This window comes from Francisella sciaenopsi (genome assembly GCF_045862875.1).
In the GTDB taxonomy this organism is placed as follows: domain Bacteria; phylum Pseudomonadota; class Gammaproteobacteria; order Francisellales; family Francisellaceae; genus Francisella; species Francisella sciaenopsi.
The window spans coordinates 1-18,142 of sequence record NZ_BTHG01000001.1 but is presented as its reverse complement, the minus strand read 5'-3'; the positions used below and the strand labels follow the sequence as shown (position 1 = coordinate 18,142).

Below are 18,142 nucleotides of genomic sequence, written 5' to 3'. Positions count from 1 at the left end.
AACAAATTTTAGATTAGATCATATCCAAGTGACTTCAGAGCTCTTTCATCATCTGACCAGCCGCTTTTTACTTTAACATGTGTTTTAAGATTAACTTTCATACCAACTAATCTTTCGATATCTATACGAGAATCAGTACCTATTTTTTTAAGCTTAGATCCTTTTGCTCCAATAACTATGCCTTTCTGACTGTCTCTTTCGACAAGAATACTAGCATAAATATCAACTATGTTTTTTTCTTGATCAAGCTTATAGCTATCTATTTCTACAGTTATTTGATATGGCACCTCATTACCTATAGTTCGCATGATTTTTTCACGAATTATTTCAGCAACCATAAACTTAATACTTCTATCGGTAATTTGATCATCTTCATAAAAGAAATATTCTGATTCAGGCAAAAGCTTCTCTATTCTTGACTCTAGCTCATTTACATTATGTCCTTGCTTGGCTGATACATATATCACATCATAAAAGCTTAATTTCTCTTTAATTGACTCAATAAACATTGATGCTTCCAATGATTTTTTCTTATCAACTTTATTAACTACTAAAAATATTGGAACTTGCGAGTATTTTAATTTCTCTACTATATTATCCTCTAACTCAGTCCATTTGCCTAACTCAACCACAAATAAAATCACATCAACTTCCTTTACCATAGCTGTTGCAGCTTTATTCATAAACTTATTAATCGCTTTAGGCTCATCTATATGAATACCTGGAGTATCAACATAGATAAACTGAGTATCTCCAAGTGTTTTAATTCCAGTTATTTGATGTCTTGTTGTCTGAGGCTTACGTGAAGTAATACTAACTTTATATTTTAGTATATTATTTAATAACGTTGATTTACCAACATTTGGTCTACCAATAATTGAAATATAACCACATTTTTTCATAAAAGCTTCACAATAGAAATAATACATTGATTTTAGCAGGTATAAGCTTTAGAGTCGAAAATATTTAGTAAAGTTTTGAATGTATAAGATTACAATTTAAGAAATTTTGTAGACTAAAAATCATTTAGAAACATGTCTATTAACAAACTTAGAAAGTCTACTCATAGCCTCTTCTAACTCTGGCATTTCATTTGCGCAGCTTATTCTAGCAAATCCAGACAAGCCAAATGCTGTTCCTGGCATCATTGCAACATACTCTTCTTCAAGCAGTGCATTACATAATCCCATATCACTACTAAAGCTCGTGTGCTTGATTAAATCACGAATATCTGGAAAAAGATAAAAAGTACTATCAGCGCTTTTCACATTAACATAAGGCATCTCTTTCAAACACTTTGCAACAAACTGTTCTTTTTGCTTGTATGAGTCAACAAAGTATTGCAAATCTTTAGCCGGCATTTCCATAGCAGTAATGGCTGCATATTGAGATATAGAGCAAGCACATGTAGCTGATTGTGATTGAAACTTTTTCATTGCATCGTTTAGTAGTTTCGGAGCAATAGTAAAACCAACTCTCCATCCTGTCATAGCAAAGTTTTTTGAAACTCCACTAGCGATTACATATCTATCTGCTAGATCAGGAGCTACTTCTGTTATTAGAGTAATTCTATTATTAAAATAAAGCTGATCGTATATATCATCACCAATTATCCAAATATTAGGATACTTTCTAAGCAAGTTAGCTAAATCCTCAATACACTTTCTTGAGTAAATTAATCCCGTTGGGTTATTTGGCGAGTTAATAATAACAGCCTTTGTTTTTTCTGTAATATGCTTTTCTAAGTCTGTAACATCTATCTCAAAACTATTCTCAAACTTAGTTTTAACTGCAACCGGCTTCGCTCCTGTAAGAGCAATCATATCCGGATATGACACCCAATAAGGCGCAAAGAAAATAGCTTCATCTCCCTCTTCTAAAATACAGTTAAATATATTGTGTAAACTATGCTTAGCTCCTGATGTTATACAAATTTGATCAACAGCAAAATCAGCGCCATACTCTCTTTTATATCTAGCTGAAACTGCTTCTCGCAGCTCCTTAAGACCATCAACATTGGTATATTTTGTAATATTGTTATTGATAGCTTCTATACCAGCTTGTTTTATGATATCTGGAGTACTGAAGCCCGGCTCTCCGATAGCGAGTGAAATAACATCATGCCCCTGATCTTTTATTTGTTTTGCTAATGCTGCCATCGCATTAGTTGGTGAAGTCGAAACATTCTGAATCTTTGTGTTTAGTGATGCCATTTTAGTTCCTTATAACTTTTCTACTTTAAACTCATTATGTTTAATCTCAATGCAAGAGTAATTGTCTATATATGTGTACAACTCAGAGTCCACTAATGGTTCTGACAGTACCAGATAGCCAGTTTTGAGTTTTTGCTTTTTTGACAGTTTTAGAGTTTCTATAATATCTTTATAACTTATATAGTATAATGATGGTTCATTACCAATGGTAGACATTTTTAGCGAATAGGATGTATGCCCATTTGAATATGCGATACTTGCTTTAACCTTTTCTTTTAGACCATTTCGAGCTTGGATATTAGTTATTTGCTCAATAGATTTAGCTATAGCTGAAGTTGGATTATCATCCATACCATTTGACAAAGCCAATAGAAAAATAGCTTCTGAATCAGTAGATCCAAATCTTGCTTTAAAATACTGTGGTTTAATATGTTGCTCAATCTCTTGACGAATATCATCAAAATCACCTATAGAGCCATTATGCATAAAAAGATGATTATCAAATACAAACGGATGAGAATTTACTCGAGATGTTGGAGCTATAGTACTTGCCCGAATATGTGCCATAAAGTTTCTACTTTTGATATGTTTAGCTATAGATATCAAATTTTGATTATTCCAAGCTGGTAATGAGTCCTTAAAAACTCCTGGTTCTTTATGTAAACTTGTATACCAACCAATACCAAAACCATCTCCATTAACAGAAACAGCTCCTTGAGATGAATGTATACTTTGGTGTATGAGCGAATTCTCAGGATCTACCAACAAATCACTCATTTTAATTTTATCACCATGGTACATTAACCATCTACACATAAAATCACTCTCCTTTAGCTTTCCAGTGACTAGTCCCTCTCAAATAAACAGGAAAGGTTTCTTGAGTTAAACTTTGACTTGATTTTTGCTTTTGGTACTTGTCAAGGACATGATCTACAATGTTACCCACATCAATCTTAAAATCCTTATTAATTATTTCTAGCTCAGCAACAGATTCCCCAACCAATTCATAACCTAAATATAGCTCTTTCGAATATTCCTCAAGTTTATAAACATTCTCAGAAATTATTTGATTTGTTTGCAAATTATAAAGTCCCAAATAAAAATCACCCATTTTAGCATCAAGAATCACAGCTACTTTTTCTGATGTTGTTGGTGTACTTTTGGCTAGCGCAAACATACTCGAGAATCCTACCACAGGAATATCTAAACCGACTGCAAAACCTTGAGAGACTGCTGCTGCAAGTCTTACTCCGACGAAACTACCTGGTCCAATACCATAAGCTATAAAATCTAGCGATTTGATATCAGTACAAGCACTATCAAATACACCTTTAATCATTTCTAGTACATATTTATTGTGTTGACGAGGAATTTCTCTAGTGTCGTTATATACTTGACCATTTACGGATAACACCACAGAACAGCATTTACTCGAAGTATCTATTATTAAAAAATTCATCTTCTAATTAAAAACCTGTTTGATTTGATAATACTTATCTAAAACCACAAAATCAGCATCATAACCAACTTTGATCTCACCTTTCTTAAAACCCAGAGATTTAGCTTGATTTGTACTTGTCAGCTTAACTGCATCATGTAAGCTACAGTTTGTAAATTTAATAAAATTTTCTAAAGCCTTATTCATTGTTAACACACTTCCTGCTAACACACCATTTTCTAATCTTGCTTGACCATCTTTAACAATTACTTTTTGACCACCAAGATCAAATATACCCTCTCCGGCACATTGTGCTGACATTGCATCCGTAATTAGGGCAATATTATCACTACCTTTGATTTCATAAGTAAACTTGACCATATCTGGATGAAGATGTATGCCATCAACTATTAATTCTGCCAAAACTTTTTTTGACATCAGTAAAGCCGTAGCAGCCCCTGGGTTACGGTGATCTATAGGACTCATTGCATTGAATAAATGTGTAGCATGCGAACATCCATGATCTATCGCCTCTAGAGCCTGTGCCATAGTACAGCTTGTGTGGCCAATCGAACTGACAATATTATAATTATTACAAAAATCTATAACTTGCTTAGCATTTTCTATTTCTGGAGCAATTGTTATTTTCTTGACTAAATTATTACAAGCATTATGCCAACTTGCCATCTTAGCAACATCTGCCTGCTGTAAATAATTTGGATTCTGTGCTCCAATTTTACCAGGAGATATAAATGGACCCTCTAAATGAACCCCAACAATTTTTGAACTATCTCTATGTTGATGCAAATTATAAGATTTGATTGCATTCATCGCTCTTAAAATATGGTCGTTTGAAGCTGTCATTGTTGTAGCAAGATAACTTGTAACTCCCTGCTTATATAGTGATTTTGATATTGTCTGTAACGCATCTATATCAGCATCCATAACATCTGCGCCCATTGATCCATGTATATGAATATCTATAAACCCTGGAATTACATAATCATCAGAACTTAGTTCTATTACAGGCAAATTATATTCAGCGGCCTTTATATCTTCATCTATAGCACTTATAACATTGTTTTTGATTACAATATCCTTATGTTCAAAACCATTCTGAGCATAAATTTTGGCACCTTTTATAATATAACTTTGCATATAGTTTCTCCAATGGGTAAAATCACACTCTATATTAACCAAATTTATATTTTTTATCCACAATGTTACATTGGTTTCCTGGGCATATGCATAAAGCTACCAAAGAGTTTCGCAAAAAAATGCCTTCCACTGATATTGCTATTGAAATAGTTGATGCACGTATTCCTGACTCTAGTAGTAATCATGTTTTAGAAGATATTGTTGGTGACAAACCCATAATAAGAATTTTGTCAAAAAGTGATCTAGCTGATCCTCAAATAACTAAACAGTGGCTTGATTTTTACAAAGGAAGTGCTATCGCAGTTAATACCTTACAAGATAAAAATATAGTAAAAAGAATACTTGATTTAGCTCAGAAAAAATGTCCTTCAAGAGGAACTGTCTTAAAACCTACAAGAGCTATTATATTTGGATTACCTAATGTTGGAAAGTCCACAATGATAAATAAGCTTGCAGGTCGTAAAGTTGCTAAGACAGGAAATGAACCCGCTGTAACTAAACTTCAACAGCGTATTGATATTAGCAAAAATTTCATGGTTTTTGATACTCCAGGAATTATGTTCCCTAGTCCTAAAAGTGAAGCTAGTGGTTATAGAATTGCAAGTATAGGCTCTATTCGTGATACAGCTATGGACTACGAAGGTACTGCATACTATCTTATAGACTTTCTCAAACAGAAAAATACAAAAAATTTCTTATCGCGATATAATTTCATAACTGAGCAAGATTTCTTAGAAAAACATCCTCAAGAAATAATTAAAGATATTTCTGCCACAAAAACCAACTACAATGTAAAACAAGCAGCTAAAAATATTGTCCATGATTTTAGAGCTGGCCATTTTGGTAAAATCTCTTTAGAAGATCCTCAAACAATACAACAAGAAAAAGAACAACTTATTATTAATCAAGATGAGCAAGAAGATAATCTCTAATTGTCTTAAAATCAATATAAAGCTATCATATAGCATAGATGGATATATTTACTCAAAATAATAATTAATGTCTAAATTAGAAAACTCTTCAAAAAAACCTAAAAAATTTACTCATATTAGAGCCAATAGAAAAAATATTCTTGGTGCTCTACTGATTGTAGCTGTGATCAGTGGTGGTGTCTACAGTATAAATAGCTACTTAGATTATAGACATAACAAGTTTCTCAAAGAATATAATGCTGCTATCACAGATATCAAAAATCATAATACCAATGGTTATAACAATGCTTTTAGTATTCTCAAAGAGATCGTTGATAATAATGAAGCTACTGCTCAAGACTTTTTCTATTTAGGATACTCATATCAATATGGACTTGGAACTGAAAAAAATTACTTTGATGCTTATAAGTACTATAAAAAATCAGCTTCTTTAAATTATCCTCAAGCTTTTTATCAAATAGGAACTCTTTATAAAGATGGTTTAGGTGTTAATAAAGATAATAAAAAAGCTATAGAATACTTCAAAAAATCGTATGACTTAGGTTATAAGAACTCAATAGTAGACTTAGCAAATATTATTAATTCTAATAACAATTTAATATCAACTACTGATCCAGAAATATTATATGAAATATATCTAGCTTATAAAGATGGTAAATTACCTAATGAGAATGATAAAACCCTAGATAAATACATTATAATAGCTGCTGCTAATGGTTATGAACCAGCGATAATTGTTCAAGCCCGTAACTTTACAGACAAAGGCGATAACTATAGGGCTCTAATGCTATGGCAAACATTATTATACAGCTCGGATCCTAAGGTAGCTGAACTAGCTAAAAAGGAAATAGTAAAAGTTGAGAATCTAGTTAAACAAGAAAGACTAGAAACTCTAGAGAGTGAAAGACTAAAACGTATCGAAATACAACAAAACTTGCGTAAAAAGCAACTAGAAAATGTTAGAAGAGTTGAACAAGTACAGAAAAAAATTGAATTTGCCTTATCAACACCAAAACAAGAAATAACTAATCTTAATGGATTAATCTATTTAAATCTCTCAAAAGTAAATAAAGGTCAATTACAACAATTTTATTCAGATACACTAAAAGCATCTATAGATATGAAGCTATTAAATACTAATGATAATCTAGACTATAGTTATATTGATGATTTTTTAATATTATCAAAATATATAGATGTTAGGTCATCTTTACGGTTTGACTTTGGCGAAAAAGCAAATAGCAACAAATATGAAGGTATTGTTTATCTTTTCTATAACAATGAAAGTAAACTAGTTAAACAAAGTACTCTTGCAGCAATTAAAAATATAAAAGTCAAAGAATCTTCTCTAACTCCAAAATTAGCGAATGCTCCAGAACAGCAATCAGATAATTCAAATAAGCCTACAAAAGAAAAAATAAATCAAACTGAAAAATCTAAGACTCCCGTTGATAGAATTCAATTAACTCATGAAGAAAAAATCCAAAGAATGCAAATATTTGCTCAAAAAGGAGACTTCAGACAATTATACAAATTAGAACAAGCAGCAAAAGATGGTGATGTTTATGCTATGTATTATGCTGGCGAATATTACTACAATGTAAAAGAGTATAAAACAGCTCTTAACTACTTCAATGAAGCTGCCGACAAAGGATATGGTCCTGCTTATTATAAGCTGGCTTCTTTGTATTATAATGAAGAGCAAAATGGTGTACCTTACGATAAAGAAAAAGCTATGTATTACTATAAAAAAGCGGCTCAGCTAGGCGTAAGAAACGCCCAGCACATTCTAATGCTTATTGAATAAAATTATTGATACTCACCTTTTTTCCAATGCTTGCGACACACCGAGACATATCGTGTATCGATATCTTTTAGAGAATCATCATCAACAACTATTGGATTACCCTCTTTTATAGCTTTACCATTTTGCACCATCATATTAAAACTAGCTTTTTTACCACAGTGACAGATAGTTTTGACCTCTTCTAAAGTATCTGCAATTGCAAGCAATAAAGCTGCTGTTTCAAAAGGTTGACCTAAATAGTTAGTTCGTAGCCCATAGCAGATAACTGGTATATCTAGCTGATCTGCAATATCAGAAAGTTGCCAAACTTGAGCTTGGGTAAAAAAATGTATTTCATCAATTAAGACACAATCTACTTTGTGTTTTTGATTATAATCTTTAACAAACTCAAAGATGTTATCTTGATCCGTCAATGAATAAGCATCTTGATCTATACCTATCCGTGATTTAACTTTATTTAAGCCCGCTCTTTTATCTATCGCTGAAGTTAAGACTAAAGGCTTTCTACCTCTATCCTCATAATTATAAGCTACTTTTAAGAGATCCAATGTTTTACCCGCATCCATTGCTGAATATCTAAAATATAATTTTGCCACTATTAAAACCCTTTATATTTTTTCCTAATAATATTAATCCCATGACGAATAGGTAAAACTAATGTTTCTAAATCATCTTTTTGACCTACATATTTATTAAAATCATCTAATGCTTTTGCTCGTTTATCTTGAGGATTTATTACCTCACCACGCCAAAGTATATCATCTACTATGATAACTCCCTTATCAGACAGTTTATCAATCAAAATATCAAAATACTGTTGCGTTTGTTTTTTATCAGCATCAATAAATGCTATATCTATCTGATCTGGTAGAGTCGGTAATATATCAATAGCATTACCCTGACAATACTCAATATTAGGATACTTTGCTATAAACTCTTTAGCTATAACTTCACCTGATTGATTAGCTCTATCAATTGTATACACTTTTGTATTAGCTGATACTTCTGCCATAGCAATAGCTGACATTCCAGTAAATGTGCCGACATCTACACAAACTTTTGCTTTAGATGTAAATACAAAAAACTGTAATAATTTAGCTACTACCTTTTCTGATAACATCTGAGCACCATGAACAAACTCTTTTGTAGAATTATTTAAAAGATTAAGGTTAGCTGATAAATCACTCGTATGTTCAATACAGTATTGCCAAATACTATCTTCAGTAAACTGATTTTGTTTCATTACAAATGAGAATATAAAATAATTGACTCCGAGTATTTTGCATTAATGATAATCATTAGTCTAGAGACTTGCCGTGCTTTTAGTTAAATTTTATGATAGAATTTGCGAGCATTTTACTATAAACAACTTTTAGTATTTAGAGAATAAATTAAATAACAGCATAAATTATAAAGGTTTCAGATCAATGAAAGAACAAAAAAAAGTTTTTATAAAAACTTTAGGTTGCCAAATGAATGAATATGACTCGCAAAAAATGCATGAAGTATTAGATGAGCATTTTCATACTGTTAAAACTGATGACTACAAAGAAGCAGATATAATATTAATAAATACATGTTCTATTCGAGAAAAAGCCCAAGAAAAAGTATTTCATGAGTTAGGAAGATGGAAAAATCTTAAAAAGAAAAAAGAAGATTTAGTAATTGGTGTTGGTGGTTGTGTTGCATCTCAAGAAGGTGAAAACATTATCAAAAGAGCTCCATTTGTAGATCTAGTATTTGGTCCTCAAACTATTCATAGATTACCTGAGATGATTAAGAGGAAACAAAGCACTCAAGAATCTCAAGTTGATATATCTTTCCCAGAAGTTGAAAAATTTGACTTTTTACCTGAACCAAAAGCTGAAGGTGCTAAAGCATACGTATCAATTATGGAAGGATGTGATAAATACTGTTCATACTGTGTAGTACCATATACTCGTGGTCCAGAAGTTAACAGACCATTTGAAGATGTGCTTGGAGAATGTGCAGCTCTAGCAGAACAAGGTGTTAAAGAAATTACTTTATTAGGACAAAATGTAAATCACTACTTAGGTCCAATGGAAAATGGCGAAACTGCAGATTTAGCATTACTAATTCACTTCATCGCTGAGATAGATGGTATCGAAAGAATTAGATTTACAACTTCTCATCCTGTTGAGTTCTCACAAAATCTGATCGATGCTTACGGTAGTGTACCTGAACTAGCTAATCATTTGCATTTACCGGTGCAACATGGCTCAGATAGAGTTCTAATAAATATGAAAAGAAATCATACAATTTTAGAATTCAAACAAAAAATTAGAAAATTAAGAGCAATAAGACCAGACATTACTATTTCATCTGATTTCATTGTTGGTTTCCCAGGTGAAACTGAAGAAGATTTCCAAAAACTTATGGATCTAGTAAAAGATGTGAATTTTGATCAGTCATTTAGCTTCATATATAGCAAGCGTCCTGGCACTCCAGCCTCTGACTTACCAGATGATACTCCAATGGAAGTAAAGAAAGATAGACTAAAAAGACTACAAGATTTATTAAACAGTAATGCTCAAATCATTTCTAGACAAATGGTTGGTACAGAGCAAAGAATCTTAGTTGAAGGTACATCTAAAAAAGATGATAATGTTCTAGCTGGTAGAACAGAAAATAATAGAATTGTTAATTTCATAGGAGATAAGTCTTTGATTGGTCAGTTTGCTATGGTTAAAATAACAGAAAGCTTACCAAACTCTCTTAGAGGAGAACTTATTTAATTTATGAATAAAACTCAATTTGTTCTAGAGCCTTATAATTACGATGCCATGATGCTACTCTGTGGCAACCTTGATGAAAATATTCGTGCAATTGAAAATTATTTTGGTGTTGAAATTAAACACCGTGCTGATGAATTTGAAATAACAAGTGAATCAAGCGCTAATAATACTCAAGCAAAAAGATTTATAAAATCATGTTATGCTGAAATTTTAGCTGGAAATACTGAACTTGATCTAGAGCAAATCACAACGATCCTAAATGCTACTGCAAAAGAAAAAATAGACTCAAGTAATAAAGCTCAAAAAAAAGTTGAAGAAGCTGAAGTTCAATTACGAAGTAAAAAACTCAAAGCACGTACACAGAACCAAGCAATTTACCTTGATAATATCAAAAATAATTTTGTTACATTTGGTGTTGGTCCCGCAGGTACTGGTAAGACATATATGGCGATTGCCTGTGCTGTGTCTGCTTATGAAAGAGGTGAAGTTAGAAGAATAGTGCTAGTCCGCCCTGCTGTTGAAGCTGGTGAAAAGCTTGGTTTCCTGCCAGGAGATTTAGCTCAAAAAGTTGATCCTTACTTACGTCCAATGTATGATGCATTGTTTGATTTCATGGGCGTCGAAAAAGTTACAAAACTAATAGAAAAACAAGCCATCGAGATAGCACCTTTAGCATATATGCGTGGAAGAACTATTAATGATTCTTTTATAGTGCTTGATGAAAGTCAAAATACTACTAAAGAACAAATGAAGATGTTTTTAACAAGAATTGGCTTTAATACTACTGCTGTCATAACAGGAGATATCACTCAGGTTGACCTACCTAAGAATGTAACTTCTGGTTTAAGACATGCTCTATCAATTCTTGATAATATTGATGGTGTAGCTATTAGTTATTTAAAATCAGTTGATATTGTACGCCACCAAATAGTTCAAAAAATTGTAAATGCTTATGACAAGCATGAAGAGAATACTAAAAATGGATAGTCTAAACTTAAATGTCATTAATGATGACGAGCACCCCATACCTAATCAAGATTTACTAGAAAAATGTTTTGCTCTCGTAGCTAATAAGCATAATATTTCACAAGCTGAAGTAAATATAAGTATTGTATCAAATCAAGAAATACAGCAAATTAACAAACAATTTCGTAATAAAGATAAGCCGACAAATATTATCTCTTTTGAATTTGAGAAACCTGAAGGCTTGCCTGAAGATATAGCTGCTGATTTTTGGGGAGATATTGTTATAGCTCCAGAAGTACTCAAAAAAGAAGCCAAAGAGCAAAATAAAAAATTAGATGCACACTGGCAACATATTTTTATCCATGGATTATTACACTTACTAGGTTATGATCATATTAATGATGTAGAAGCTGAGGAAATGGAAAATTTAGAGATTGAGTTACTAGCTGAGTTAGGAATAGCCAATCCATACATTGAACAAGAGAATTAAAATGGCAGAAAATAATCATTTTATAAAAAGACTTACATCAAGCATTTTTAATATAAAAAGCGAAGATGCTCTTATTGATGCTATTAATAGAGCAGCTGATAATGAGGTTATTGATAAAACATCACAGAATATGCTAATCGGTGCTATGAAAATATCATCTTTAGATGTTGGTGACATTATGATTTCTCATACAAAAATAGTTGCTATAGATATGTCGATGTCAATTAATGAAATCCTAAAAAAAACTATAAACTCAAGCCATACTCGTTTGCCAGTTTATTGTAGGGATAAATCAGAGATACTAGGTATACTACATTCAAAAGACCTACTAAAACTAATTTTTGAAAAAGAAATTGAATCTTCTGATGATGAAGAATTAGAAGCAGAAGATATAAAAACTATACTTCGCCCTGCTATTTTTATACCGGAAACAAAGAAACTTAATGCAATGCTAAAAGACTTTAAAAATAGTCAAAATCATATTGCCATTGTTGTTGATGAGTATGGTGCAATTTCTGGATTAATAACTATTGAAGATGTCTTAGAAGAAATTGTTGGTGATATAGAAGATGAGTTTGATATTTCTAGTCAAAATATCGTAAAGATTGCTGATGATAAATTTATAATTGATGCTACGACTTCAATAGAAGATTTCAACGAATATTTTGCAACCTCGATAGATGATGATGGTGATTATGATACTATCGCTGGGATGATAATTCAGACTTTAGAAAGATTACCAGAAAAAGATGATAGTATTGTTGTTGATGGCTTGAATTTTATAGTACAAGAAGCCGATAATAGAAAAATTATCAAAATTTTAGTCGAAAAATTTAAGAAGTAATGAAAAAGATTATTCTAAAAATTATTCCACCAATATTAAGCGGTGCACTACTTACATTAGCCTTTGCTCCATTTCGTATTGATATATTAGCCGTTATAGCTCTAGTAGCTTTTTTTTATTTATTGAATAGATCTGCTAGAATTTGTGACGCATTTTTTACATCTGCGTTATTTGGAATAGGCTTTTTTGGTACTAGTATATCTTGGGTATATATAAGTATTCATCTATTTACTGAATCAGTAACCGCTGGACTATCTGCTGCTATTGCATTGGTGATTTTACTTAGCTTCTTACATATAATACCTTTTGGTACATTTAGTTATATCCTTACGCGCAAAGCTAATAATTTTGCTAAATTATTAATTTATCCTGCGTTATGGACACTATTTGAGATTGTCAAAGCGAACCTACTATGGGGCGGATTTCCTTGGGTTTCACTTGGTTACTCACAGACAGAATCTCCTTTGATTTGGTATGCAAATATTGGCGGTGTCTATCTAGTAAGTTATATAATTGCTTTGATTGCTTGCTTAATAGTTTTTTTCATCTGTGATAACACTTCTACTAAGAAGACAATCGGTGTCGTAACTATTATAGTAGCATTGTATTTAGGTGGTTATCTTATCAGATACAGTCAGCCTGAAACGCTAACGAATCAACCTCAAAAAGTGGTTTTAATTCAAGGCGATTTTGTCCAAGGATTTAAATGGGATCGTGATAACTTTGCAAAAATGCAAAAGTACTATCAACAAGCTGCATCTAAATACAAAGATTCTTTAATAATACTATCCGAAAATGCTATCCCTAATTATCGACAGTTCATGAGTGAATATTTTAGGAGTTTGACAGAGTCTGCAAATAAAAATAATAATGCTATGCTTATAGGATCTTTGAGTGCTGATCAATCAACTGTTGGAACCAAAATTTATAATAGTTCTATCATTATTGGCAAAGGTGAAGGCGTTTATAATAAACATCACTTAGTCCCATTTGGTGAATATTTTCCAATTAAGTTTTTTGGATATGTAGATAGTGTTGGTCTTAGTAGTTTTAATGCAGGTGATAATATACAACCCATTATGACAGCCTTTGGCTCACCTATTGCTAATTTTATTTGCTATGAAGTTGCATATCCTGAGCAAGTTAGAGATCAACTACAAGGCGCTAGACTTATTTCTATAATAAGTGATGACTCGTGGTTTGGTGACTCCATAGCACGTGAGCAACAGCTACAGATATCTCAAGTAAGAGCTATTGAGAATATCAAATATGTCCTTACAACTACAAGTAATGGTATTACAGCAGTTATCAATCCAGATGGAATAATTGTAAAAGAGTTACCTAAAGATACTCGTGCTTCGCTTGAGCAAACAGTGTATCTCAATGACTATCACTCTATTTGGATGAAAGTTGGTATGTCATTAATATGGTTATTAATTATATTTAGTATAGCTATTGGTATAGTTATCAAAGAGAAGTCACAAAAATAATTTCTTTTCCTATAAAAAATACCCTATAAGAACTCTTATCTTTTAGAAATTTTTATGCTTAAGAATATAAATAATTTGTTTTTGCGAGATATGATTATTATTTTTTTAAACCTATTGAAAAGTCATAAACTACAAAATTAGGCTTATACTGAGGATTTAATGCAGATGTTGCTGAAATAAAGTGAGAGTAATCTAATACATTCAGAACATTCCATCCATTTATAGGCTGGTTAAACTTATATGCTCCAGCAAACATATAATCCATATTTTTAACATTAAATACTTTCCAATTACCAATTGGCTGATTAAAACCTCTTGCTCTATAAAACATATGATCCATGTTTTCTACCTTAGAAGTGTCCCAACTACCAATAGGCTGATTGAAGTTTCTAGTATTAGCAAACATATAACTCATATTCTTCACTTTCGATGTATCAAAATCAGTTATATTCGAACTTATTTCCTCAGCACCATCAAATAAATAACTCATATCTGTAACATGAGAGGTACAAACATGATTAATATTATGGTTTTCATAATTAAAAGATATATTTTTTGTTAATAAGTTAATAACATATCCATCTCTAATAGAAATATTACCTACAACAAGAGTATAGCTATTTCCAAAACTATTTTTAATTACACTACCAACTTCATATTTCGAGCAAGTATATGTAGATTTTGAAGTAATATCGGAACTTCCTATATTTTTATAATAAGTTTGATAAGCATCTTTGATTGATTCGCAAGATGTCAATGAAGTGACTGATGATATAGTAAATAAGTAAAACAATACTTTAGAAAATTTCATTTATAACGAACTTTTTTTTAAACAAAGATTATATAGTATATTATATACTAATAAAAGATTTGCAGCATTTTTATAAAAAGATCAGAAAGTTAGGTTCTATGATAATTTGATTAAATTTTAATTATTTATTTCTAACTTATTAGAATAAATTTAAAAGAGTTGCCTAAAGATACTCGCACATTGCTTGAACAAACGATTTATCTCAATGACTAACACTCTATTTGGATGAGAATTGTAATGGCTTTAACTTTTGGATTTATAATATTTAGCATAGTTGTTGGAATAATATTAAAAGAACTAACAAAGAAAGAAGACTAGTTTATAGAGGTAAGTAATAAATGAAAAATAAGATATTTTTAGTTAGCATTTTTTGGCTTGCTCTGAGCTATAGTTTTGCCTCTGAGATATATGAAAAAGATGATAATGGAGTACCAACTTTTTCTAACGAACCAACTAAAAACTCTAAAAAGCTCGATCTTGGAGGTATAAATGTAGTTAGTGTGCCTTCAAATTCTAATGAAATTACCATAAATAATAACATCAATATTTCAAATCAAACTAATAGTAGTAGTAATGATAACGATCAATTAGAAAATAATTATTATTCAGGTTACTGTTCTCAATATTATAACAATTACTCATCATATAGCTATATTCCTTATGAGTGTGGATATTTCTTCCGTAGACCTTATTATGGGTTAGATAATGCTGCTAACAGAACATGGGACAATATAGATAGAGAGAAAACTGATCATTATATACAACAAAATATCAATGCTAATAGAATTACGCAAGCAGCAGCACCAATTGGCATGAGAATGGCAGGAGGAAGAAGATAGATTTCGTAATAAAATCCTTTCCTGAATTTACCATGGCGACTAAAATTTGAATATATTGTTTAATATATCTTGAGAGTATCACAAATAATTGCTAGATAGCATTTTGTTTAGAATAACTCTTCTATAAACTCTAACTACTGACTCATGACAATATGTTAAACTCAAATGAAACGTCTACTATTTACATCCTTATCCTTAGTTCCAACATTTTTACTAGCAAACACTACTCTAGATGACTCTTTTAAGAATCTGGAAGATAAATATCATGGTAAACTCGGTATATATACCGTCAATACAGATGATAAAACTAATATCAGCTACAATGAAAATTACCACTTCCCAATCTGTAGTGTTTTTAAATTTTTATTAGTTGGTGCCGTTTTAGAGTATGATATGCAACACAAAGGTTTTTTGGAGAAAAAGATCCTAATAACACAAGACGATATTGGTACTCTAGGTTATGCTCCAGTAACAGGCAAAAATATTGGTAAAACTTTGACAATATCACAGCTCAATTATGCAGCTATTCTAAGTGATAATCCTGCAGCAAATATTCTTGTTAGAGAGATTGGAGGCTTAGGAAACTTCAACAAATTTATAATAAAACTTGGAGATAAAGATACTATTATCAAAAATGATGAGCCTAAAATCAATCATACAAAACCAGATAGTAATATCAACAAAACAACGCCCAAATCTATAACTCAAGATATCTATAATCTAGCATTTGGTAATATTTTAGATAAAAAACATCGTGAAATCTTCATAGGATATTTACAAAAAAACAATACTGGTGCAAATAGAATAGCGTATAGTATGCCTAAAAATTGGACAATTGGTGATAAGACAGGAACTTGTGGAGAGTATGCGGCTACTAATGATGTAGCGATAATTTGGCCACAGAATAAACCGCCTTTTGCTCTAAGTATTCTATATACAAACCCTAGTGATGTAAAAGCTCTAAGTAATGAAAAAATTATTCAAGAAACAGCTAAATTAGTCTCAGAAAATATAGCTAAGAAAGATTCTTAAAGCCTTCTATCTCTGTGGTAAACAAAGATTCAAAATCTTCTTTTATTTGCTCTATCAAAAATTTATCCTTAATGTCATTATCTATAGGTATAGGCGTTTCAGGAATTTGCTCCTCTATTTTAGCAATTTTTTGCTTATCTAAATTGGCATTTAACTCAAAAAGATAAAATTCACTATCTTTATAATTAAAATTCAGATTAGTATTCCTATTTTGTAAATTACTATTAAAGTTATCTTTCCATTTTTTTAGATTCTTAAATTCAGTAAAATTAAGCTTACAATCATTATGGATTGCTAAGTAAAACTCAACTAAAGATAGTATCCTTAAAATATCTACAAGCTGAAATCCATAGTAGCTTTTTTTGTCTACTTCTTCATAAATTTGCTTTATCAATAACTCAAAAGATTTCTCTTTAATAAAGTATTCTATGATCTCTTTCCAAAAGTACTGATTCTTTTGTAAAAAAAGAACACTATTCTGAATATTTTCAATAAATATACAAATAATTTCTTCATATGGAAAACTAATATCATTATTTAAAATCTTTTTAGCAATCATACTCAGAGCTTTTCTTTTACAAAAAAGATAACTTTCTTCTGTTTCACAAGTAAAGTATTTTTCTATTTCTATTCCTATATCATCTAATACTAAATCTTTAAGTAAGTCATTATCGTTTATAGTAGATAATCGATCAATATTTTTTAAAATATCACCTACTTTGGAAAAACTTAACTTTTCTAATTCACTTATTGGTAATTTTTCAAATAAAAAGACTGCTTTTGAAATATATTTTGGTTTTATTTTCAACCCTTTTTTATACTCATCTAAAGCTTTGGCTTCACTATAGTCTTTAACTGAACCTTGAATATTCTTAGGAAAATATCCTTTTTTCATTTTTCTCTTGTGATCTATATTATCACCTTTACAGTTATGTACTAAAATTGCAAAATTTGGATAACTAAATAATAATTCATAAGCTACTAAATAAACCTCGACTTTCTCTTTAACTTTTAGATATCTATAATAATTCTTTATATTATTAAAAGTTATATCCTTTGTTATATTTTTAGAAGTTATATCAACAATAACTTCTATAATTTTATCTGCATTTTCTTGCTTATAAATATGACTAAGAACTTTTTTAATATTTCTCAAATTAATAGCATCTGATGAGTTTTTAGCGAACAAATCTGTGAAATTTTTATGAGATTTCTTATTTACAGATTTCTTATTTACAGATTTCTTATTTACAGATTTCTTATTTACAGATTTCTTATTTACAGATTCATTATTTACAGATTCATTATTTACAGATTCATTATTTACAGATTCATTATTTACAGATTCATTATTTACAGATTCATT

The 18,142-nt window shown here is 30.8% G+C and carries 18 protein-coding genes and 1 pseudogene; 10 read left to right on the top strand and 9 right to left on the bottom strand.

Annotation, left to right across the window (positions count from 1 at the left end):
- Positions 1–8: 8 nt before the first annotated feature.
- The 5 genes from era to nagA all read right to left on the bottom strand — a co-directional run bounded on the left by era (position 9) and on the right by nagA (position 4,809).
- Entirely contained in the window at positions 9–902 is an 894-nt protein-coding gene (gene era / locus ACKTR7_RS00095; protein ID WP_407876458.1) for a GTPase Era, read from the bottom strand.
- A gap of 120 nt (positions 903–1,022) precedes the next feature.
- Positions 1,023–2,213, bottom strand: coding sequence for a pyridoxal phosphate-dependent aminotransferase (locus ACKTR7_RS00090; RefSeq protein ID WP_407876457.1), 1,191 nt, complete (start codon positions 2,211–2,213; stop codon positions 1,023–1,025).
- Between the two features lie 9 nt (positions 2,214–2,222).
- A complete protein-coding gene (locus ACKTR7_RS00085; protein ID WP_407876456.1) occupies positions 2,223–3,029 on the bottom strand; it encodes a class II glutamine amidotransferase in 807 nt (268 codons plus the stop codon).
- 4 nt (positions 3,030–3,033) lie between these two features.
- Complete coding sequence (gene tsaB / locus ACKTR7_RS00080; RefSeq protein WP_407876455.1) at positions 3,034–3,672, bottom strand: tRNA (adenosine(37)-N6)-threonylcarbamoyltransferase complex dimerization subunit type 1 TsaB; 639 nt, start codon at positions 3,670–3,672, stop codon at positions 3,034–3,036.
- Positions 3,673–3,675: 3 nt separating this feature from the next.
- Positions 3,676–4,809: an N-acetylglucosamine-6-phosphate deacetylase gene (nagA, locus tag ACKTR7_RS00075; RefSeq protein ID WP_407876454.1), complete on the bottom strand. Its 1,134-nt coding sequence runs from the start codon at positions 4,807–4,809 to the stop codon at positions 3,676–3,678.
- Between the two features lie 62 nt (positions 4,810–4,871).
- Between nagA and ylqF the strand changes: the two genes are divergently transcribed.
- A complete protein-coding gene (ylqF, locus tag ACKTR7_RS00070) occupies positions 4,872–5,741 on the top strand; it encodes a ribosome biogenesis GTPase YlqF (protein WP_407876453.1) in 870 nt (289 codons plus the stop codon).
- A 67-nt stretch (positions 5,742–5,808) separates the two neighbouring features.
- Positions 5,809–7,548 (top strand): tetratricopeptide repeat protein, encoded by a 1,740-nt coding sequence (locus ACKTR7_RS00065; protein WP_407876452.1) that lies wholly within the window; start codon positions 5,809–5,811, stop codon positions 7,546–7,548.
- Positions 7,549–7,550: 2 nt separating this feature from the next.
- Here the strand turns inward: ACKTR7_RS00065 and ACKTR7_RS00060 are convergent, their stop codons facing one another.
- A complete protein-coding gene (locus tag ACKTR7_RS00060; RefSeq protein ID WP_200147560.1) occupies positions 7,551–8,144 on the bottom strand; it encodes a thymidine kinase in 594 nt (197 codons plus the stop codon).
- A 2-nt stretch (positions 8,145–8,146) separates the two neighbouring features.
- Positions 8,147–8,791: an O-methyltransferase gene (locus ACKTR7_RS00055; protein WP_407876451.1), complete on the bottom strand. Its 645-nt coding sequence runs from the start codon at positions 8,789–8,791 to the stop codon at positions 8,147–8,149.
- A gap of 184 nt (positions 8,792–8,975) precedes the next feature.
- Between ACKTR7_RS00055 and miaB the strand changes: the two genes are divergently transcribed.
- Genes miaB through lnt form a run of 5 tightly spaced genes read left to right on the top strand, consistent with a single transcriptional unit; the run spans position 8,976 to position 14,094 of the window.
- Complete coding sequence (gene miaB / locus ACKTR7_RS00050) at positions 8,976–10,304, top strand: tRNA (N6-isopentenyl adenosine(37)-C2)-methylthiotransferase MiaB (RefSeq protein WP_407876450.1); 1,329 nt, start codon at positions 8,976–8,978, stop codon at positions 10,302–10,304.
- Between the two features lie 3 nt (positions 10,305–10,307).
- Positions 10,308–11,291 carry a PhoH family protein gene (locus ACKTR7_RS00045; protein WP_407876449.1) on the top strand — a complete coding sequence of 328 codons (984 nt, stop codon included), beginning with the start codon at positions 10,308–10,310 and terminating at the stop codon, positions 11,289–11,291.
- Entirely contained in the window at positions 11,284–11,760 is a 477-nt protein-coding gene (gene ybeY / locus ACKTR7_RS00040; RefSeq protein WP_407876448.1) for an rRNA maturation RNase YbeY, read from the top strand. Before ACKTR7_RS00045 ends, ybeY begins: the two co-directional genes overlap by 8 nt.
- 1 nt (position 11,761) lies before the next feature.
- Complete coding sequence (locus ACKTR7_RS00035) at positions 11,762–12,604, top strand: HlyC/CorC family transporter (protein WP_407876447.1); 843 nt, start codon at positions 11,762–11,764, stop codon at positions 12,602–12,604.
- The gene (lnt, locus tag ACKTR7_RS00030; protein ID WP_407876446.1) at positions 12,604–14,094 is read left to right on the top strand and encodes an apolipoprotein N-acyltransferase; all 1,491 of its coding nucleotides are present in this window, start codon (positions 12,604–12,606) and stop codon (positions 14,092–14,094) included. Before ACKTR7_RS00035 ends, lnt begins: the two co-directional genes overlap by 1 nt.
- Before the next feature lie 97 nt (positions 14,095–14,191).
- Here lnt and ACKTR7_RS00025 read toward each other — a convergent pair whose 3' ends face one another.
- Complete coding sequence (locus tag ACKTR7_RS00025) at positions 14,192–14,905, bottom strand: BspA family leucine-rich repeat surface protein (protein ID WP_407876445.1); 714 nt, start codon at positions 14,903–14,905, stop codon at positions 14,192–14,194.
- A gap of 150 nt (positions 14,906–15,055) precedes the next feature.
- Here ACKTR7_RS00025 and ACKTR7_RS00020 point away from each other — a divergent pair.
- The 3 genes and pseudogenes from ACKTR7_RS00020 to bla all read left to right on the top strand — a co-directional run.
- A pseudogene (locus ACKTR7_RS00020) lies at positions 15,056–15,223 on the top strand (apolipoprotein N-acyltransferase); the annotation flags it as partial.
- Positions 15,224–15,243: 20 nt separating this feature from the next.
- Positions 15,244–15,744, top strand: a complete 501-nt coding sequence (locus ACKTR7_RS00015) for a hypothetical protein (protein WP_407876444.1) — start codon at positions 15,244–15,246, stop codon at positions 15,742–15,744.
- A gap of 165 nt (positions 15,745–15,909) precedes the next feature.
- The gene (bla, locus tag ACKTR7_RS00010) at positions 15,910–16,776 is read left to right on the top strand and encodes a class A beta-lactamase (RefSeq protein WP_407876443.1); all 867 of its coding nucleotides are present in this window, start codon (positions 15,910–15,912) and stop codon (positions 16,774–16,776) included.
- On the opposite strand, the gene ACKTR7_RS00005 is transcribed toward bla, so the two are convergent.
- On the bottom strand, positions 16,760–18,142 hold a 1,383-nt coding region (locus ACKTR7_RS00005), incomplete at its 5' end, for a hypothetical protein (protein ID WP_407876442.1). The genes bla and ACKTR7_RS00005 overlap by 17 nt on opposite strands.